18 protein-coding genes are annotated in these 19,083 nt (G+C 38.5%); 9 read left to right on the top strand and 9 right to left on the bottom strand.

What is annotated here, in order from left to right; all coding sequences use genetic code 11:
- Window positions 1-448: 448 nt before the first annotated feature.
- Genes HDT10_RS06975 through HDT10_RS06995 form a run of 5 tightly spaced genes read left to right on the top strand, consistent with a single transcriptional unit; the run spans window position 449 to window position 6,301 of the window.
- A complete protein-coding gene (locus tag HDT10_RS06975; protein ID WP_290881596.1) occupies window positions 449-1,594 on the top strand; it encodes a hydrogenase small subunit in 1,146 nt (381 codons plus the stop codon).
- Window positions 1,595-1,609: 15 nt separating this feature from the next.
- Window positions 1,610-3,346, top strand: a complete 1,737-nt coding sequence (locus HDT10_RS06980) for a nickel-dependent hydrogenase large subunit (protein WP_290881599.1) — start codon at window positions 1,610-1,612, stop codon at window positions 3,344-3,346.
- 9 nt (window positions 3,347-3,355) lie between these two features.
- Window positions 3,356-4,033 (top strand): Ni/Fe-hydrogenase, b-type cytochrome subunit, encoded by a 678-nt coding sequence (gene cybH / locus HDT10_RS06985; protein ID WP_290881600.1) that lies wholly within the window; start codon window positions 3,356-3,358, stop codon window positions 4,031-4,033.
- Window positions 4,034-4,078: 45 nt separating this feature from the next.
- A complete protein-coding gene (locus tag HDT10_RS06990) occupies window positions 4,079-4,615 on the top strand; it encodes a HyaD/HybD family hydrogenase maturation endopeptidase (protein WP_290881602.1) in 537 nt (178 codons plus the stop codon).
- On the top strand, window positions 4,616-6,301 hold the full coding sequence (locus HDT10_RS06995; RefSeq protein ID WP_290881603.1) for a protein hydE: 1,686 nt from the start codon (window positions 4,616-4,618) through the stop codon (window positions 6,299-6,301). It abuts the gene before it with no gap.
- Between the two features lie 81 nt (window positions 6,302-6,382).
- Here HDT10_RS06995 and HDT10_RS07000 read toward each other — a convergent pair whose 3' ends face one another.
- The 9 genes from HDT10_RS07000 to HDT10_RS07040 all read right to left on the bottom strand — a co-directional run bounded on the left by HDT10_RS07000 (window position 6,383) and on the right by HDT10_RS07040 (window position 14,472).
- Window positions 6,383-7,057, bottom strand: a complete 675-nt coding sequence (locus HDT10_RS07000; RefSeq protein WP_290881605.1) for a YggS family pyridoxal phosphate-dependent enzyme — start codon at window positions 7,055-7,057, stop codon at window positions 6,383-6,385.
- A gap of 9 nt (window positions 7,058-7,066) precedes the next feature.
- Window positions 7,067-8,137, bottom strand: coding sequence for an RIP metalloprotease RseP (rseP, locus tag HDT10_RS07005; protein WP_290881606.1), 1,071 nt, complete (start codon window positions 8,135-8,137; stop codon window positions 7,067-7,069).
- Window positions 8,138-8,680, bottom strand: coding sequence for a CDP-diacylglycerol--glycerol-3-phosphate 3-phosphatidyltransferase (gene pgsA / locus HDT10_RS07010; RefSeq protein ID WP_290881737.1), 543 nt, complete (start codon window positions 8,678-8,680; stop codon window positions 8,138-8,140).
- A gap of 10 nt (window positions 8,681-8,690) precedes the next feature.
- The gene (locus tag HDT10_RS07015; RefSeq protein ID WP_290881609.1) at window positions 8,691-9,473 is read right to left on the bottom strand and encodes an enoyl-ACP reductase; all 783 of its coding nucleotides are present in this window, start codon (window positions 9,471-9,473) and stop codon (window positions 8,691-8,693) included.
- Window positions 9,470-10,384 (bottom strand): 4-hydroxy-tetrahydrodipicolinate synthase, encoded by a 915-nt coding sequence (gene dapA, locus HDT10_RS07020; RefSeq protein ID WP_290881611.1) that lies wholly within the window; start codon window positions 10,382-10,384, stop codon window positions 9,470-9,472. The genes HDT10_RS07015 and dapA overlap by 4 nt, the downstream gene beginning before the upstream one ends.
- A gap of 8 nt (window positions 10,385-10,392) precedes the next feature.
- A complete protein-coding gene (locus HDT10_RS07025; protein WP_290881613.1) occupies window positions 10,393-11,664 on the bottom strand; it encodes a pitrilysin family protein in 1,272 nt (423 codons plus the stop codon).
- A 59-nt stretch (window positions 11,665-11,723) separates the two neighbouring features.
- Window positions 11,724-12,788: a dihydroorotate dehydrogenase (quinone) gene (pyrD, locus tag HDT10_RS07030; RefSeq protein ID WP_290881616.1), complete on the bottom strand. Its 1,065-nt coding sequence runs from the start codon at window positions 12,786-12,788 to the stop codon at window positions 11,724-11,726.
- A 71-nt stretch (window positions 12,789-12,859) separates the two neighbouring features.
- A complete protein-coding gene (locus HDT10_RS07035) occupies window positions 12,860-14,137 on the bottom strand; it encodes a coproporphyrinogen III oxidase family protein (RefSeq protein ID WP_290881619.1) in 1,278 nt (425 codons plus the stop codon).
- Between the two features lie 131 nt (window positions 14,138-14,268).
- Window positions 14,269-14,472, bottom strand: a complete 204-nt coding sequence (locus HDT10_RS07040) for a hypothetical protein (protein ID WP_290881620.1) — start codon at window positions 14,470-14,472, stop codon at window positions 14,269-14,271.
- Between the two features lie 181 nt (window positions 14,473-14,653).
- Here HDT10_RS07040 and HDT10_RS07045 point away from each other — a divergent pair, with 181 nt between their 5' ends.
- Genes HDT10_RS07045 through ybeY form a run of 4 tightly spaced genes read left to right on the top strand, consistent with a single transcriptional unit; the run spans window position 14,654 to window position 19,080 of the window.
- The gene (locus tag HDT10_RS07045) at window positions 14,654-17,197 is read left to right on the top strand and encodes an AsmA-like C-terminal region-containing protein (protein WP_290881622.1); all 2,544 of its coding nucleotides are present in this window, start codon (window positions 14,654-14,656) and stop codon (window positions 17,195-17,197) included.
- Window positions 17,197-17,880, top strand: a complete 684-nt coding sequence (locus tag HDT10_RS07050; RefSeq protein ID WP_290881624.1) for a small multi-drug export protein — start codon at window positions 17,197-17,199, stop codon at window positions 17,878-17,880. The genes HDT10_RS07045 and HDT10_RS07050 overlap by 1 nt, the downstream gene beginning before the upstream one ends.
- Window positions 17,877-18,635: an exodeoxyribonuclease III gene (locus HDT10_RS07055; RefSeq protein ID WP_290881626.1), complete on the top strand. Its 759-nt coding sequence runs from the start codon at window positions 17,877-17,879 to the stop codon at window positions 18,633-18,635. Before HDT10_RS07050 ends, HDT10_RS07055 begins: the two co-directional genes overlap by 4 nt.
- The gene (gene ybeY, locus HDT10_RS07060) at window positions 18,622-19,080 is read left to right on the top strand and encodes an rRNA maturation RNase YbeY (protein WP_290881628.1); all 459 of its coding nucleotides are present in this window, start codon (window positions 18,622-18,624) and stop codon (window positions 19,078-19,080) included. The genes HDT10_RS07055 and ybeY overlap by 14 nt, the downstream gene beginning before the upstream one ends.
- Window positions 19,081-19,083 lie beyond the last annotated feature (3 nt).

Below are 19,083 nucleotides of genomic sequence, written 5' to 3' on the forward strand. Positions count from 1 at the left end.
TAAATCTATTTTTGGAAATTTGAAGTATAATAACGCAGGGTGTTTGCCACAGGTTCACACCCTGCGGCAAAATCTATGCCCCAATAAAGGAGCTAAGATGGAACTGCTAAGATTCATCTTGTGCGCAATTATACTGCTTTGTATAATTGTTGTCAAGGCTTATTGATTTAGCCTAACCCTGCTTTTGCAGGGTTCAAGATGAATTAACCTGTGGATTCTACTATTTCGTCATTGCGAAACTTCGTAAGAAGTCGTGGCAATCCATAATCTTAAATCTCTATAATAATTTCACAACCTCGTACTTATAAGGACAAAATACAAGAGCAAAAAGAGTAAATTTGCCACATTCCTAAAGTGAATTTCTCAATTAATTTTTATTTTGTAGTGCTTTTTAAGGCAAAAAAGGATAAATTTCGCTTAACTTTAAATCTCAAAATAAAGGAAGGTAATGGAAAGAGAACAAACTCTACTACAACAGGCTCAAGATAGGCTTGCAAATATCGCTAAAATTCCGAGCCTCAAAAAGGGGAATAGCATCAAAAAAATGCTAAAAGAAAAAGGAATCTCAAGAAGAGACTTTATGAAATGGGCGGGAGCAATGACAGCAATGTTATCCTTGCCTGCGAGTTTCACGCCATTGACCGCAAAAGCGGCAGAGATTGCAGACCGCTTACCTGTGATTTGGTTGCATATGGCAGAATGCACAGGTTGTAGTGAAAGCTTGCTTAGGAGCGATGGACCGGGCATTGCGAGTTTGATTTTTGATTATATCTCTTTAGAATACCACGAAACCATTATGGCTGCGGCGGGCTATCAAGCAGAAGAAAACTTAGAATCTGCGATAGAACGTTACAAGGGACGTTATGTCTTAATGGTAGAGGGAGGCATACCTACCGCATTAGAGGGACAATATCTCACGATTGGAGCATTTGGGAAAACAGGATTAGAAAGTGCGAAAGAAGCAAGCGCAAATGCTGAGGCAATCTTTGCGATTGGTTCTTGCTCAAGCTTTGGCGGAATCCAAGCTGCTAATCCAAACCCAACAGCTGCAAAACCACTTAGCGCAATCACCAATAAACCCGTGATTAATGTGCCCGGCTGTCCTCCAAGCGAAAAAAATATCGTAGGAAATGTAATCCACTTCTTGCTTTTTGGCACTTTACCACAATTAGACGCATTCAATCGTCCAAAATGGGCTTATGGCTTGAGAATCCACGATTTGTGCGAGAGACGCGGGCATTTTGACGCAGGCGAATTTGTGCAAAGATTCGGCGATGAGGGAGCGAAAAATGGCTATTGCCTTTATAAAGTCGGCTGTAAAGGACCTTATACCTTTAACAACTGCTCCAAACTTCGCTTCAACTCTCATATTAGCTGGCCTATCCAAGCAGGACACGGCTGTATCGGTTGTAGTGAGCCAAACTTCTGGGACATAATGGGACCTTTTGAAGAACCGCTTGCAAGCAAGCTTTACAATGCACCGCTCTTTAGTGGAGCAGACCGCACCGCAGATAATATCGGAATCACCTTACTTGGTGCAGCGGCAATCGGTATGGCGGCACACGCAATATTAAGCAATTTCAAAAAAGACTGAGCATAAGGAGAATTTATGACAAAAAGAATTATTGTAGATCCTATTACAAGGATTGAGGGGCATTTAAGGATTGAAGTCATCGTAGATGAAAACAATGTCATTACCGATGCTTATTCTAGCTCTACTTTATGGCGTGGTTTGGAAGTGATTGTCAAAAATCGCGACCCTAGAGATGTAGGCTTTATGGTTCAAAGAATCTGTGGGGTTTGCACATTTTCTCATTACAAAGCAGGCATTACTGCGGTAGAAAACGCACTAGGGATTCAGATTCCATTCAATGCACAAATGGTGCGAAGCTTGATGAATGTTTCACTTGTAATGCACGACCATTTAGTGCATTTCTATCACTTGCACGGGCTAGATTGGTGCGACATTACAGAAGCACTCAAAGCAGACCCTAAAAAGGCTTCCGAACTTGCGTTTAAGTATTCTAAAAATCCGATTGCAACAGGTGCAGACGAACTAGCCGCTGTGCAAGAAAAAGTCAAAGCCTTTGCAAGTGCGAAACAAGGTTTAGGACCTTTTGCAAATGCTTATTGGGGACACAAAACCTACAAATTCTCACCAGAGCAAAACCTCATCGTGCTTTCTCACTATCTCAAAGCCCTTGAAGTGCAAAGAGTCGCGGCGCAAATGATGGCGATTTTTGGCGCAAAACAACCCCACCCACAAAGCTTAACCGTAGGGGGTGTAACTTGTGTTGCGGATATTTTAGACCCAAGCAGGCTGGGCGATTGGCTCACAAAATATAAAGAAGTGGGCGATTTCATCAATCGTGCTTATTATGCTGATGTTGTAATGGCGGCTGAAATGTTCAAAAACGAACCAAGCGTGCTTAAAGGTTGTGGCGTGCGCAACTTCATCTCTTATGCTGAAATTCCTGTCAATCACAATGAAACGCTTTATAGTAGCGGTGTCGTGCGAGGCGGAGACATTTCTAAACTCTTAGAAGTCAATGAGGACTTAATCACCGAAGAAGCAACACACTCTTGGTATCAAAACGACAAAGCCTTACACCCTTATGATGGAGAAACCACACCGAATTACACAGGCTTCACAGATGCGGAAACTATCGGACCTGATGGCAACCCAATCAAAACAAAAGCAATTAATATGAGCGGAAAATACAGCTGGATTAAATCCCCTCGCTATAATGGTGAGCCAATGGAAGTGGGACCACTTGCAGCGATAGTGGTAGGCTTGGCTGCAAAAAATCCTCGCATTACCAAAATTGCAACACAATTCTTAGAAGATACAGGATTGCCTCTTGAAGCACTCTTTAGCACATTAGGTAGAACCGCTGCGCGTTTATTAGAGTGCAAACTCTCTACCGATTATGGCATTGAGGCATTTAATTCTTTGGTAGAGAATCTCAAAACAGGAGACCAAACCACTTGCGCACCTTATAAAATTGATAACAAAAAAGAATACAAAGGACGTTATATCGGCAATGTGCCACGCGGTATGCTAAGCCATTGGGTAAGAATCAAAGACGGCGTGGTTTCTAACTATCAAGCCGTTGTGCCAAGCACTTGGAATGCAGGACCAAAAGACGCCAAAAACCAAATGGGACCTTACGAGGCTTCACTTGTCGGAATCAAAGTGCAAGACATTACTAAACCTTTAGAAATTGTGCGCACGATTCATTCATTTGACCCTTGTATCGCTTGTGCCGTGCATTTAATGGACACAAAAGGGAACGAAATTAGCCAATATAGACTTGACCCTATTGCTATGAATTGTAAAATTTAAGGAGAAAATATGGAAACAAAATACAAAGCTGTGCTTGAGTTTTCTAAACTCACACGGATTTTCCATTGGATTAGAGCCTTGGCAATCTTTGGGCTTATCGCAACAGGATTCTATCTTGCTTATCCCTTTTTAGCCCCCAATAATTTCACGGGTGAGCCCACAGGATTCCTCTATGCTTTAATGCGTAGTTGGCATTTGATTCTCGGGTTTTTATTGATTGCGGTAACGATTTTTCGCCTCTATTTGCTTTTAACGCGAGAATGTGCATTTGAACGTCGCTCAATCTTGGATTTTTTCAATCCTTTTGTGTGGTTTGGCGTCCTAAAAAGCTACCTACTTTTTGGCGGACACCCTCATTTAAAAGGTGCTTATAATCCCCTACAACTTGCGACTTATTTAGGAGTCTTTTTCCTTATTATTGCCATTTCTTTAAGTGGGCTTGTCTTATATGCACACGTTTATCACGAGGGATTAGGTGGATTGATTGCCCCCTTAATGAAACCCCTAGAAGTGCTTTGCGGTGGAATCGCAAATGTGCGCTTGATTCACCATATTTTGACTTGGGCATTCATTATCTTTATCCCAATCCATATTTATATGGCGAGTTGGAATAGTGCGAAATTCCCAGGTGCTGGCGTGGATACAATCTTTAGCGGCGTAAAATTTGAAAAAGACGAACACGCATAATTCCTCTAGCGATTCCTTGTGAATCGCTTCTCTTGCATAAAACAAATGAAAATCTTAGTTTTGGGCATTGGCAATATTCTCTTTGGGGACGAGGGTATCGGCGTGCATTTATCCAATTTATTAAAACTCAATTATACTTTCAATGGGGAACATAGCGTAGAAATTGTAGATGGCGGGACAATGGCGCAGCATTTGATTCCGCTCATTACACAATATGATTCCGTGCTAATCATAGATTCTATTGACGCCAAAGACGCTAAAATAGGTGATGTTTATTTCTTTGATTTTTGTGCGATTCCTAATCAAATCACTTGGGCTGGAAGTGCGCACGAAGTAGAAATGCTGCAAACTTTGCGAATGATTGAAATGCTAGGAGACTTGCCTCCAACCAAAATTCTAGGCATTAAACCCTTTATCATTGGTGAAAATCCAACCTTTGAGCTCACGAACGAAGTCAAAGAAGGCGCAAAGTTAATGGAATCCCAAGCAATCACCTATCTAAAATCACTTGGCGTTCAAGTCTCTAAAACTTCGCATCAGGACTTACAAGAAATCGCCCGCTTCTCATACAAAGGATATTAAATGACTCCTCAAACAACAAAGTCGGAATCCCAACTGATTGTTGCTTTTGTTTTCCAACAAATCGCTAAACTTTATATGCCACAAAACATTCAAATTTTCTTGCTCAAAGCCCTATATTTCGCGCTCAAAAAAGCAAATCTACAAGGGCAGTTTATGCAAAATTCTCAAGATTCCTTTAGACTAGAGGTGCAAGGAGAGCAGCAAGAAATTTTGGACTTTAGCGATTCTTTACAAAACTACATTCCGCTTTCTCTGCAATGGGCGTTTAAGGAATTAGTAGTTTTAGAATCCTTTAGCCAAAACAATCTTATCCATTTAAATCATCTCTCTTCAACCAATTTCCTCACGCCTTTAGAATTGCAACAACTTTGCACGAAAGAATCTTCAGATTTTTGTAATTTATGGGGCAAATTTATAGATTTTGAACCAACGAAAATGACGCTTTTAAACAAGGGGCAGAAAAGTGAGATTCAAAATGCACAAGATTTAATAGAATCTCTACAAACCATTGCCACCTATTTAAAACAAAAAGAACGAGTATTCGTCAAAACAATTTTTGGCAAGAGAGAATTAGCACTTTTAGACGAAAAGAATCCGCCAAAGCAAGAGGAAATTGCTGATGATTTCTGCTTTATGCCCAATTCTTTAGAAAATGTTAAATTGCTTTTCAGAGTAGAAAATGAGGAATTACAAGCCCTTGCAACGCTAGAAAAACCCATTTTAAAACTTGCTCCCAAAAGCATTTTTAGCAACTTTTTCCCAAGCCCGTTTGTAAAAGTCATTTTGCCTTTCGAGCCTTATTTGGTTCTTTTAGGAAAATTTTTAGAACCTTATGCGGGCTTGTATTTGTTGCCATTAAACCAAAAAAGAGAGAATGGAATCTGTGAATTTGTCCCTCAAGATTCCAAGCCACTTACCCTAAGTGTCGCTCAAAACTTCATTGTTTTGCCTCATCGTTTCGAGACTTATCAACCCAATTCCTTAACCCACAACTTCAAACAAACAATCCTTAACGAATCGTTAGAGCGCGTAAATATGCTCTATATCGGGCGACACCAAACGCTTTTTTGGGTTTATTTCAATCAGAGTTTCAAAGAAACACTTGAATTTACCTTTGAAAGCAATCTAGGGGCAATACTTGAAACCCTCAAAACCCTAAACCACACGACACAAAATTTACTAAAAAACTTTTCCTCTCATCATTACCACTTAATGCAGACTTTGGAATCCTTGCCCAAAGACTCCGTTCTTTCGCATAATTTATTGGATTTAGTCGGAATGTGTGGTGCTTTATTGGGTTTAGGCAATGCTAGTAATCTCAAGGCTTGCGCTTCTGCTGTAATAGAATGTGCTTGGAAATTTTTAGGCAAAAAAGGTCCGCGTATAGACTTTAGATTAGAACGCAATCCAGAAGGTAAAATCGCACTTGATACTTTGCAAACCTTGCGCTCTGTGATGAGCTTTAAGCTAGCTGATGTAGAACATGAATTGCTTTGTTATGGAATCTTGGATTCCTTAGCGGAGTTTTTTGCTAATTTCAGTCGCGATATGGAGGAAAACTACCAAACAAAAGGAATCATCATCTGTGGTGAATTATTCCTCAACACACAATTTTTAAATCAATTTGTGCATTATCTACCCAAAACCTCCGAAATCTATCCTTGCGAGACAATGGAGTTTGAATGACTTTTTTTCTAAGACTTTATCTCTTTTAAAAATAAAGAAAAGATAAAATCTTGTTTTGCAATGCAAGCCATTAGAATTGCATTATTTAAACAATACGCTTCCTAATCGCACACAATTACTCCCACACGCAATAGCCAATTCAAAGTCATCACTCATTCCCATACTTAGCATTGTCGCCCCTTGAGTTTGTAACTTTTCAAAAATCTTATATGTTGTCTCAAAGCTTTTCTTAATCACCGCATTTTCATTTGTATGTGCTCCAATACTCATTAATCCACAAAGCTGGAGGTTGGGACAAGATTCTTGAATCCTAAGATACATTTCTTGCGCGACTTCTGGCATAAAACCGCTTTTGCTCTCCTCTTTGGCACTATTAACTTGTAGCAAAGTGCGCAAAGTCTTATTTTCTCGTTGCAAACGCATTTGTAATTGCTCTGCTAATTCCAAAGAATGTAGGCTTTGAAACATAAAAGGATTCAAGTTTAAAAGCGCATTGATTTTATTGCTCTGCAAAGAACCAATGAAATGCCACTCTAGCGGGAGAGATTCCAACGATTGCGATTTTGTTTTCAAGTCTTGCACTTTGTTTTCTCCAAAGGCACGTTGCCCACACGCATAAAGTGTGGCGATTTCTTCTTGCGTGGAGTATTTGCTCACCGCCACTAAGCGAACGATTCTATGTCTATCTACTGCGATTCTTGCTTTTTCTATTCTCTCTATTGTTTGGATTAAATTTTGATTGAGTTTCTCTCGCATTCTTTTCCTTTAAAAAGGCATTGTGCCATTGATAATACGCAATATATCATTATACAACCCAAGTCCCATAAGCCCCAATAGTGCAATCCACCCCGCCACACTCAAACGATAAAAGGTATTTTGTGTTGGGATTCTTTTGGTTAGCATTTCATAAAGCGTAAAAAGAATATGCCCTCCGTCTAAAGCAGGAATCGGGAGCAAATTCAAGATTCCAAGATTCACCGAAATCAATGCAGTAAAGGCAAAAAGCGTGATGATTCCAAGTTCGCTTGCTTTCTTTGTAATGCTCACAATAGAAACCACACCCCCCACCTCGCTAAGTGGCACAACACCGGAAAAAATCTTTTCAATACTTTGCAAAATCAACTTGCTAGATTCCAAAGTCTGATGCAAAGCATAGGGAAAAGAATCTAGCAATGAATAGGAGATAATACGCATCTCGCCACTAGAAATAATCCCAATCAAAGGGCGTGAAATGCTTTCACCAAAAATATTTTTGGATTCTCCCATTTTGGGTGTTAATGTTGTTTGATACTCTTTAGAATCGCGTAAAAAGACAATTTCTAATGTCCCCTTAGATTTTGCTATTTTCTGGCTTAAGGCTTCCCAAGTTTGGATTCTTTGCCCATTAATCTCAAGAATCTCATCTCCACTGCGCAATCCCGCAATCTCTGCTGGCATATTGGCTTCTACCTTGCCCACCACAGGAGCTAGCTCATTTTTACCCATTAATCCAATCGCAACGAAAAGCAAAAAGGCGAGTAGCAAATTAAAAAACGAACCTGCCGCTAAAATAATGAGTCGTTTATAGGCTTGGATTCCATACAGACTATCACTTGTCCTATCTCGCAAAGAGGGGTCAAAGTCATTCTGTCCTTTGAGTTGGACAAATCCGCCCAAAGGAATCGGACGCAAGGAATACTCTGTTTCTCCAATTTGTTTTTTTAAGATTCTTGTTTTACCAAAGCCAATGCTAAAGGCTTCCACACGCACACCAAAAAACTTTGCTGCCAAAAAATGCCCCAATTCGTGAAAAAACACCAAAAAAGAAAGCACTAAGATTGAGCCAATCATTCCCATTTAACGAGCCTTTGCATACATTCTAACATAATCATAACCAGAATAAAGCGTGAGTGCCACCGCGAGCCATAAAGTCGCATTCCCAAAAGAATAATCCATTAGCAAAAACGCAATAGCGGTAATTTGCAAGCCTGTTTTGTATTTACCAAGATTGGACGCTGCAACCTTGATTCCTTTGCTTGCGGCAACCACACGCAACCCTGTAATAAAAAACTCACGTCCAAGAATCAAAAACACTGCCCATACTTCTGCCCGATTCCACACCAAAAGCCCAATTAATGCCGCTAACATTAAAAGCTTATCTGCCAATGGGTCAAAAATCTCTCCAAAAACACTCGTTACATTAAATGTGCGTGCGATAAAACCATCAAAAAAATCTGTAATGCTTGCGACACAAAAAATCAAACACGCAAAATAATTAATCCAACTTGGGTGAATCGGGGGAGGCAATATCCACTGACCATACAAAATTAATGCAAGCAAAAGAAATGCAAGTACGATACGGAAAATTGTTAAACAATTAGGTAAGGATTCTAATTTCATACTTTTAAGCTTACTTAAAGCTTGTCCCTCCATCAACGACAATGGTCTGCCCTGTTAGCCAACTACTTGCGGTTTCATCGCATAAAAATAAACAAGCCCCTGCAATATCCTCTGGCCCTCCCATACGACTAAGCGGACTTTGTTCTACAACCTTTGCTTTAATCTCGGCAAAATCCGGAAATGCCCTAAGCGCGTCGGTTTCAATTGGACCACCACTCACAGCATTGACGCGAATATTATATTCTCCTAGCTCCATTGCGGCGTATTTTACCATTGTTTCTACCGCATTTTTAGAGTTGCCGTGTCCCGCATAATTTGGCATATATACGAGATTCCCTGTGGAGCTTAGTGAGAGGATACTCCCTCCACCCACCTTTTGCATTCTTTTGGCTGCTTCTTGTGCTCCCACGACAAAGGCAAGCACTGTGGCGGTATAGATATTATTCAATCCTTTGGGCTTCAATCGCATAAAAGGCGCAAACCCCCCTACGACACTTTTGCCATAAATAATTGCATTGCTCACAAAAAAATCTACACGCGCAAAATCCTCATCAATCTTGGCAAACAAATCTTTGTAAGTTTCAGGCTCTAAAACATCAAGAGGATAAGCTTTTGCTCGGATAGAAAATTGGGATTCCACTTCTGCGATGATTTTTTTCGCTTCTTCTTCGTTTTTGTTATAAGTAAATGCAATATTGACACCATTTTGCGCAAAACGATAGAGGATTGCCTTACCAATTCCACGCGTTGCACCACTAATAACTAAAGTTTTGCCTTTAAAATTTTCTTTCATTTTACTACCTCATATTGATTTAAAATTTTTTCAAGATATTCCATATTTTGCGGACTTGGAGCGACTAATGGCAAACGATATTCTAAGGTTTTCAAAAGCCCGCTTAAATACATTGCTGCCTTAATTGGAATTGGATTGCTTTCTATAAATAATGCTTTATTGATTGCATAAAGCTCATTATTAAGCTCTCTTGCGCGGTCATAATTATGTGATTTTAACAAAACATGCGTTAATTCGGAAATCTTATCTGGCAAGAGATTAGAAGTAACAGAAATCACTCCTACACCGCCACAGCTTAGAATCGGATAGTTAATCGCATCTTCTCCACTTGCAATACTCAAGTCTTTGGCATTCATATTCAAATCAATGACTTTTTCAATACTTCCACTTGCTTCTTTGACACCATAAATATTTGGAATCTCGTTAAAAAGTCTTAAAATTGTTTTGGTTTCAAGATTGACTCCTGTGCGTCCGGGTACATTATAGAGCATTAGAGGAATGCTCACAGCACTTGCAACTTCTTTATAATGCAAAAACAAGCCCTCTTGAGTCGGCTTATTGTAATAAGGTGTAACGCATAAAATAGCGTCTGCTCCGCAACTCTGGGCGAATTTTGCAAGTTCAATGGCTTCTTGTGTGGAGTTGCTCCCCGCCCCTGCTAGCACCTTGACATTGCTTCCCTCTTTTTGACTTGCCTTGCAAACACTCACGGCAACTTCTATGCACTCTTTGTGTTCTTTGTGGCTAAGTGTCGCACTCTCTCCTGTCGTGCCAACGGGCACAATGGCATCTATGCCATATTTGATTTGTCTTTTAATTAAAGACTCATAACTTTCCAAATCCAACGCACCCTTTTTAAAGGGAGTTATCAATGCGGTCATTGCGCCTTTGACTTGATTTTCTACTTGCATTGTTTTCCTTACTTTGTCAGAGTTAAAATCGTTGCATTGGAGCGGACAAAATATTTTTGCGCCACTGCAACAATATCTTCTAGGTTTAGGTTATCAAAATCTTGTTCAAAATGCAATAATGATTCCAAATCATCACGCACAAGATAGCTTCCAAACAGATTTGCTACTCCGCTGCTAGATTCTAACTCGTACAAAAAATTTGCGCGTAAATTGGTTTTTGCTTTTTTGAGCTCTGCAATCTTTAACTTGCCTTGTTTGATTTTTTCAATTTCTAGCAAGATTGCTTTTTCTAACTTTCCTAAACTCACACCAACATTTGCCAATCCCATAAAAATAAATAGCCCATCGTCTGTTAAATCCATATTGTAAGCATAAATTTCTGTCGCAAGCCGTTTTTTATCCACAATCTCACTTGTTAAGGGACTGCTTCTACCGCCACCTAAGATTTCACTTAATGCACTAAGGGCAATTTGGTCTTTATGGTTAAAGGGAGGGATTCTAAAGGCAAGCGTCAAAATTTCAACTTCGCTTGGTTTATGCACACTCACCCTGCGCTCACCCTCTTGCTTGGGCTCTTTGGTATGGATTTTAGAGGGAATCTCACCTTTGTTTTTAATCTTTTCAAAATGCTTTTTTACTTCTTTTAACGCTTCTTTCTCGTCTATATCGCCCGCAATCACAATCACAGCATTTTGTGGCTGATAATAAAGACGATGAAAAGCGCGAATGTCCTCAATACTCCAATTTCTAATATCGTCCATAAAGCCAATGGGTGTCCAATGATAGGAATGATAAATAAAGGCGGTATTAAAAAGCCTAAAATATAAATAACCCATTGGATTATTATCGGTTCGCCATAATCTCTCCTCTGCTACGACATTACGTTCTGGCTGAAACTCCTCGTCTTTTAAACTCAAATTCTGCATCAATTCACTAAACAATTCCAAAGACTTGCTAAGATTCTGTGCGCTAGACTTAATATAATAATGTGTATAATCAAAACTCGTTGCAGCGTTGGTAGAACCACCAAAACTCTTGACGATTTGGTCAAACTCCCCTGCTTTTAAATTTTTGGTGGATTTGAAATTCAAATGCTCTAGCATATGTGCGATTCCGCTTTTGCCCATTACTTCATTACGACTACCGACTTTATAAAATATATCTGTTGTGATGACATCACTTTGATTTTTGAGTGGGATAATCACAACCTCCAAACCATTCTTGAGTTTTGTTTGATAATGTTTTGGAAGCACAGATTGTGTAGGGCTATTCCCTGCCATTAAAACTCCTAATAAAAATAAATTAACACAAATAATCTTTAGAGCAATATGTATTAATTTCATAAATCTACGCCTATTGCTTCACCTATATGATTAAATCCATCACGTTCTAAATAGTTTTTTAACTCTAAGTTGATTTTTCTTACTAAGCTTGGTCCTTCAAAAATCAATGCGCTAAAGACTTGCACAAGGTTTGCTCCCAAGCGAATCCTTGCATAAGCCTCTTGTGCATCTGCGATTCCACCGACACTAATTAATGTAGTCTTTTGATTTTTGCCTTTTAGCATCAAAGCAATTTGCTTCAGCATTTCACGACTTTTTGGGGCTAACACTTTTCCGCTGATTCCCCCTTTGTCTTGAGGTTGCGCCACAAGACTATAATCCAAAGTGGTATTGGTAGCAATGATACCCTTTGCTCCACTACTGATTGCGGCTTCAATCAAACCTAATGCAGAATCTATTTCTAAATCTGGAGCAATTTTCAAATAAATTGGCTTGGGATAAACCTCACAAATCTTGCCCAAAAGCTCTTGAATGAAATCATTATTTTGTAATTCGCGCAAATTTGGGGTATTGGGAGACGAAAGATTTACGCTCAAATAATCACTTGTTTGTGTGAAATTCTGTGCTAAAGTCAAATAATCTTTCAGTGCCTCTTCTTGAGGTGTGGCTTTATTTTTGCCAATATTAACTCCTAATGGAATCGCAAAGGGAGAAAGGGACTTCAATCTTGCATTGACTACATTCATGCCTTCATTATTGAATCCCATCGCATTTTGGATAGATTCCTCTTGAATATGCCGCCAAAGGCGTGGTTTGTCATTGCCACTTTGGGCAAGAGGCGTTACTGCCCCCAACTCTAAATGTGAAAATCCAAACGCACAAAGAGATTCTATCATTGTGGCATTTTTATCAAAGCCTGCCGCCAATCCAACAGGATTATAAAATCGCATTCCATCAATCTCTTGGTTCAAAATAGAATCATTGATACAATGTCTGTAAGACAATAAAGGTAACAAAGTTGGAATCTTTGGGGCAATTTTGCCTAAAGTTTCTATCATTGTATGGGCAGTTTCTGGATTAGTTTTAAAAAGAAAAGGACGTAGAGTCTGATAGCCTAGCATTTCCACCTCATTTAAAAAATTCTAAAATTATAACATTTTTTGATAAAGTTTAAAAACTTTTCTTTAATCCCTTACATATCTTCTTCTTTTAGCATAGCACGAGATTCTTCACGCACGCGGTCCATACCGATATAAAATTCTTTCATCATAGATAAAAAGAGATATTTTCCTTTTTGTGTTGGATAATACGCATTGCCTTGCTTGAAAATATTACCACTTAGACGCAAAAAGGCGATTTCCTTAAATAAATCTTTTTCTAAGTCCGCTCCATAAAGGGTTTGGAATCGCTCTATACTTGCCTTACCACCAAAAAGCTCCACCATTAAACGATATTGCAACTGCGCCTTTTTGGAATATTTACGCTCTCTTGCTACGCCCATTTGTCCATTTTGGATTCTTTGCGCATAAGTCTTGAGTGAAAAAGTATTAATATATAATGTGCCATTTAAAAAACTAAAAGAACCCGAACCAATACCGACATACTCTGCATTATCCACGACATATTCATCAAAGATTTCACTTCCTTTGTGTGAAAATGCCCAACTAGATAGGGGGATAAAGCCTGAAGCAAGCGTATTGAGAATCTGCGCATAAAGTCGCGCCTCATTTCGCAAATCCACTTCCCCAATGGAACGTTTAAGAGCACTTTTAACAGAGGGTGAGGACATCAAGGGATAAGTTGTGAGCTGATTTGGTTTTAGGGTTTGAACAATCTCCAAATCCCTTGCAAGCATTTCTTGTGTTTGATTAGGAAAATTAAAGATTAAATCTATATTTAAAATAGGCAAGATTCCTATTGCCTGCTTTAGTTTCTGACTTATTTCCTCTCCACTACCAAACTTCTCATAGCGTCCAATCTTGCGCAAAATCCCATCATCAAAGCTCTGCACGCCAACAGAAAGCCTATCTATCCTACCTTTAAATTTCTCTAAAGTCTCTCTTTGCAAATGATTAGGGTCAGATTCGCAAGAAACTTCTTGAATATGAAAAAGCGATTTGGCTAAATCAAGCGTCTCGCATAATTCATCGGGCAAAATAGAAGTGGTCCCTCCTCCAACATAAATTGCGCTAAAATCATATCCCAAATCTTTTACCATTTGCATTTCTTTGCGTAGATTCGCAAAATAAGCATGTGCCTTTTCCTCTTGAAACAAGAAACGATTGAAAGAACAATAAGTGCAGAGTGTGGCACAAAAGGGTATATGAATATAAAGTAGATAATTTTTGTTTTTTTGCGGATTGGGTGTAGGAAGCTGGTTAAGCTCACTTTTTTGCAAACACAAATAATGCTTCGTAGCGTAACGCATTACATTATTCACAAGTTTAGTTGAAAAATTTTGTTGTATCATCAAGAATCTATGCTCTATCAATTTAAAATTTTAAAATAAAATCGGCGATTATAAAAAATGTTTTGTAAATAAGAGATAAATTTAAGATTTTTAAGAAATGAAGTCAGTTAAAGCACAAAAGTGCTCTAACCTTATGCCATAACGTCTAATTTATTTGCACTTGGCTGTGGAGCTTGTGTAGATTCTACTGGGGCTTGAGTTTGCAAATTTGCTTGTGTGTTTTGCATTCCATTGATGAGAGAACCCATTAAAGCTTCCTCACTTTGTATTGCCTTTTTTAAAACATTCAAATTACCACTTGCTACCACAGAACCGCTATCAATTCCTGAAATCATAACAGACTCCTTTCTGTTTATTTGTCATTCTTGCATAAAAGAATCACAAATTATATATCGGCAATTTTTACGATTTTATAAAGAATAAAAACTTTATTTTATTTTTGTTTCGTTTTTATAAATTTAATTTTGCTAAAATTGCGTCATAAATATTTATATTTCTCCAAAAAAGGCAAATCCAATGAAAAAAGTTTTAAAGATTTTTGGAATCTTAATCGTCTTGCTTTTACTTCTTGTGGGTGGTGTTTTAGCTTGGCTCTTTTCAAGCAGTGGAAACGAATTTTTGAAAAACAAAATCACACAAATTGCAAACGAACAGGCTCCTATTGGCTTAGAATTTACGCATTTTAAACTAGGATTCAATAAATACGCTTTCAGTCTAACGGACAAACAAAAATCTCAAATTGCGCTAAGCGGGGATTATTCGCTTTTTACCCTCAATACCAATGCGCAAATCCACGCAGTCATCAAAGACTTAAAACCTTATGAACCACTCATTGGCATTAAACTCAATGGTGGAATCAGTCTGAATGGAGATGTAATCAAAAAGGGCGGAGACATAGATGTAAAAGCCGACATCACTGCATTTAATAGTCTTATTAACGCGGATATAACGCTAAAAGATTATAACCCAAGAAGATTATTTATCACGAGCAAGAATGGTATCAATGTGGAATCTTTGCTTGCCTTTTTAAATCAGCCCAAATACGCAAGTGGCAAAGTCTTACTTGATGCAGATTTGGACATTTCCAACCTAAGTGCGCCAACTGGAGGATTCCAAATCGCTTCCAATGCACTCTCGCCAAATACCTCACTCCTCAATAAAACCTATGGAATCATCTTACCCAATGAGCCTATTAAGCTTGCGATTAATGGTAAGGCACAGAAAGATTCTATCATCACAACTCTACTTGCTTCCTCTAGCTATCTTAATCTTGATTCTAACAATCTGCGCATAAGCTTGAGTGATTATGCAACCAATGGTGATATTCAAATAAAACTTGATAAAATTGGCATTGGCGGAATCACGCTCCAATCTCCTATGCTTGCAAAGATTAATCTAAAATCAAGCAAAATCACTAACCAAGAGGCAACGCTTGCTTTAAGTCTCCTTACAAATCCTATCTTAGCGCACACAAGCCTGCCAAACTACACGCCAAAAGATTTAACAATCAGTGCGCAAGACTTAAGCTTGCAAGAAATCTTAAATCTTGTTGCACAATATACTAATACCGCCCCCTATAATGCAAGCGGTGTGGTTAATCTCAATGCCAAAGTAGATAAAATTGATTTGAATAATCTAAATTATAATTTAACTGCAAAACTAAGCAGCACGATTGCAAGTTTAGAATATCAAGGCATACAGCTTGCAAACAATAATACTTTCAATGCGGAAGTCAGCGGGGATTCCAAAAAGCTCAAAGTGCGCACACAAGGCGATATGTTTGACGCTAAGCTATTTGCCGATATTGCCTTGCATAACTACGCACTAGATAATGTAGAATTAGATATTAATAGCTTAAATCTGCAAAAACTCGCCAAATTATTTAACTACAATATAGAAGGGCAACTCAATGCAAAAGCAAATCTCAAAAACTTTAAAGATTCTAACTTTGATGGAGACTTTGAGATTAATTCCAAGCAAATCACCCTTGCCAAAGCCACACTTAACGCATTAAGCGGAATGAACTTCAAACAAGATATTTCCTTGGCACTTAGCGGAAATGGAAACCTTAAAAATGGAAATGGAAGTGCGCAAATTAAAGCCAATGGAAAGGATTTGAATCTTGAAATCAGTAATGCAAAAATCAACCTACCCAATAATGCTTATAGCGCAGACTTTGATTTAAACACACCAGAAATTGCAAATATCAATCCACTAGAAATGACACTCAAAGGTGCGCTTTCCCTCAAGGGAAGTGCGGCACTTAAAAATGAGATTCCGAGTTTTAGCTTGCAAAACAGAGACTTCGGTGCTTTAGACATTCAACTTGCAAATGAAAAACTCACCCTCAATGGCACAAATTTAGATATGAAGAAAATAGCTCATTTCACAAATAATGAGAAGTTCATCAAAGGAGGAATCCTCAACGCAAATGCAAATTTAACAATTAAAGGAAGTGATTCTGCAACGATTTTGAAAAATCTCAATGGAATTGCGGAGCTCAATGGCAAAAATTTAGAAATTTATAGTATAGATATTGACGCTCTTGCGAGCAACTTTGAAAATGCTAGCAATGTTAGTTTGCTAGATATTGGTGCATTCGTGCTTGCAGGTCCTCTAGGTCTTGCAGCAACAAAAGGTACAGATGTCGGTATGTTAGGGTTTAGCGCAGTAAAAAGCTCTCAAAGTATCGTCAAGGAATTAGAGGCAAAATTTAATCTCAATAATGGAATCGCAACAGCGCAAGATGTGGCTTTTACCACAGGGAAAACTAGATTGGCTGCGATTGGGGCTATCAATCTCAATAACAACGCCTTTCAAAACTTTACCATTGGCTTATTAGACGATAAAGATTGTGCAAAATATTCTCAAAAAATCAAAGGCACACTAGATAAGCCTAAAATTGAAATCACACAAACCACCATTGAAACAGCTGTGAATCTCGCCACTTCAATTTTAGGAAAAATTAAAAAGGGAGCACAGAATGTCGCCAAACCCGTAATCGGAGAAACAGGCAAATGCGAACCCTTTTATCGTGGAAGTGTTAAACACCCACAATAATGAAAAATTCTGCACTCTATCGTTTCATTCTAACTCAACCCCAGAGTGCAGAAACTAAACTATTCCTACTCGGAATCGCATTGCTCGTCCTTTATGTAATTGCCGTTTTGATTTGCCTATTACTCCAAAACGGCATAGGGGAAGATCTCCTAAGTATTAGTTTAAGCTCGCTAATTTTTGGGCGAGCTGCTGGAATCTCTTTGTCTCTAGCATTAGGATTTAATACTTTTTGGGCTACAATTTTAAATATTTATATTGAAAATGCGATGGTGATAATTCTTTATCCGCTTTTTGTATGGAGCATTCAAGGAATGAGCACTTTTAAAAGGGCAGAAAAAGTCTTTAGCTCTATCTATGAAATGGCACAAAAATACGAAAAATCACTGAAACATTATGGAATCATTGGGTTATTTGTCTTTGTATGGTTGCCTTTTTGGATGACGGGACCCATTGTAGGCGCAGCAATTGGATATTTTATGCGCTTAAATGTTTGGCTTAATCTCTTGGTGGTTTTAAGCGGGACAAATCTTGCGATTCTTTGCTGGGCGTATTTGCTTGAATGTTTGGATTCTGAACTCAAATATTTTGGACAAAACACAATGTGGGTTTTGCTTGGCATATTCATTAGCCTCGCAATCTTTGGCTCATTATTTGCAAAATTTAAGCAAAAAGGAAAAAAATGAAATTAATTTCTTGGAATGTCAATGGCTTACGCGCTTGTATAAATAAGGGTTTTATGGATTTTTTTCATCACATTAATGCCGATATATTTTGTATTCAAGAATCCAAAATGCAGCAAGAACAAGCTGATTTTACCTTTTCAAACTACCAAGAATATTGGAATAGCGCAGAGAAAAAGGGTTATTCTGGCGTTGTGATTCTAAGCAAAGCTAAACCCCTTAGCATTCAATATGATATGGGGATTTCTCACCACGACAAAGAGGGGAGAATCATTACTGCACAATACAATGATTTTTATCTCGTCAATGTTTATACACCAAATTCCAAGCGAGAATTAGAGAGGCTAGATTACCGAATGCAATGGGAAGATGATTTCTTGAAATTCTTAAAAAACCTAGAAAAAAACAAACCCGTGATTGTCTGCGGAGATTTAAATGTCGCACACCAAGAAATAGACTTAAAGAATCCTAAAAGCAATCGCAGAAATGCGGGATTTACTGATGAGGAAAGAGGGAAAATGACTGCTTTGCTTAATGCAGGATTTACTGATACTTTTCGTTATTTTTATCCCACTTTAGAGGGGGCATATAGTTGGTGGAGCTATATGGGAAAGGCACGAGCCAATAACACGGGGTGGCGGATTGATTACTTTTTATGTTCCAAAGCACTAGATTCCAAACTCATTGACGCAAAAATTTATCCTGAAATTCTAGGAAGCGACCATTGTCCTGTGGGGTTAGAAATTGAAGCACATTGACATAGACAATCAAAGCAATTTTACACCGACAAAGACACTTTTAGCACTTTTGGATTCTATCTTGCAAACCCTCTTGCAAGACTTGAATTTACCCTCAAAATCTTGTGAATTGCTTTTCGTAGATAATGCAAAAATTGCGAGCATTAATGCGGAATTTCGCGGTGTCCGATTTCCTACTGATGTGCTCTCTTTTCCATTAGAATCAGAGTTTAGCCCAATTTTGGGCAGTATCATCATCTCGGTAGAATACGCACAAGAAGTGAGCCAGAAGCTAAAACACACCCTAGAAGAAGAGATTGCCCTACTCTTCATTCACGGAATCTTGCATTTGGTAGGCTTTGACCACGAAACAGATAATGGAGAGCAAAGAGCAAAAGAGGAAGAATTGGTCATCAAGTTTCATCTCCCCTCAAGCTTAATTGTTCGCACACAATCACAGATTTAAAGG

The sequence above is a fragment of the Helicobacter sp. genome (assembly GCF_014799995.1).
Classification (GTDB): Bacteria; Campylobacterota; Campylobacteria; order Campylobacterales; family Helicobacteraceae; genus Helicobacter_D.

What these genes read in the sequence shown, in the direction of transcription:
- pgsA (WP_290881737.1), bottom strand. Translation starts at nt 8,680, where the DNA reads ATGAAATTAGAATCCTTACCTAATTGTTTAACAATTTTCCGTATCGTA.
- HDT10_RS07040 (WP_290881620.1), bottom strand. Translation starts at nt 14,472, where the DNA reads ATGATTTCAGGAATTGATAGCGGTTCTGTGGTAGCAAGTGGTAATTTG.
- HDT10_RS07050 (WP_290881624.1), top strand. Translation starts at nt 17,197, where the DNA reads ATGAAAAATTCTGCACTCTATCGTTTCATTCTAACTCAACCCCAGAGT.
- HDT10_RS07035 (WP_290881619.1), bottom strand. Translation starts at nt 14,137, where the DNA reads ATGATACAACAAAATTTTTCAACTAAACTTGTGAATAATGTAATGCGT.
- dapA (WP_290881611.1), bottom strand. Translation starts at nt 10,384, where the DNA reads ATGCAAGTAGAAAATCAAGTCAAAGGCGCAATGACCGCATTGATAACT.
- HDT10_RS07055 (WP_290881626.1), top strand. Translation starts at nt 17,877, where the DNA reads ATGAAATTAATTTCTTGGAATGTCAATGGCTTACGCGCTTGTATAAAT.
- pyrD (WP_290881616.1), bottom strand. Translation starts at nt 12,788, where the DNA reads ATGCTAGGCTATCAGACTCTACGTCCTTTTCTTTTTAAAACTAATCCA.
- HDT10_RS07000 (WP_290881605.1), bottom strand. Translation starts at nt 7,057, where the DNA reads ATGCGAGAGAAACTCAATCAAAATTTAATCCAAACAATAGAGAGAATA.
- cybH (WP_290881600.1), top strand. Translation starts at nt 3,356, where the DNA reads ATGGAAACAAAATACAAAGCTGTGCTTGAGTTTTCTAAACTCACACGG.
- HDT10_RS07015 (WP_290881609.1), bottom strand. Translation starts at nt 9,473, where the DNA reads ATGAAAGAAAATTTTAAAGGCAAAACTTTAGTTATTAGTGGTGCAACG.
- HDT10_RS06975 (WP_290881596.1), top strand. Translation starts at nt 449, where the DNA reads ATGGAAAGAGAACAAACTCTACTACAACAGGCTCAAGATAGGCTTGCA.
- HDT10_RS06990 (WP_290881602.1), top strand. Translation starts at nt 4,079, where the DNA reads ATGAAAATCTTAGTTTTGGGCATTGGCAATATTCTCTTTGGGGACGAG.
- rseP (WP_290881606.1), bottom strand. Translation starts at nt 8,137, where the DNA reads ATGGGAATGATTGGCTCAATCTTAGTGCTTTCTTTTTTGGTGTTTTTT.
- HDT10_RS07045 (WP_290881622.1), top strand. Translation starts at nt 14,654, where the DNA reads ATGAAAAAAGTTTTAAAGATTTTTGGAATCTTAATCGTCTTGCTTTTA.
- HDT10_RS06980 (WP_290881599.1), top strand. Translation starts at nt 1,610, where the DNA reads ATGACAAAAAGAATTATTGTAGATCCTATTACAAGGATTGAGGGGCAT.
- HDT10_RS06995 (WP_290881603.1), top strand. Translation starts at nt 4,616, where the DNA reads ATGACTCCTCAAACAACAAAGTCGGAATCCCAACTGATTGTTGCTTTT.
- HDT10_RS07025 (WP_290881613.1), bottom strand. Translation starts at nt 11,664, where the DNA reads ATGGCAGGGAATAGCCCTACACAATCTGTGCTTCCAAAACATTATCAA.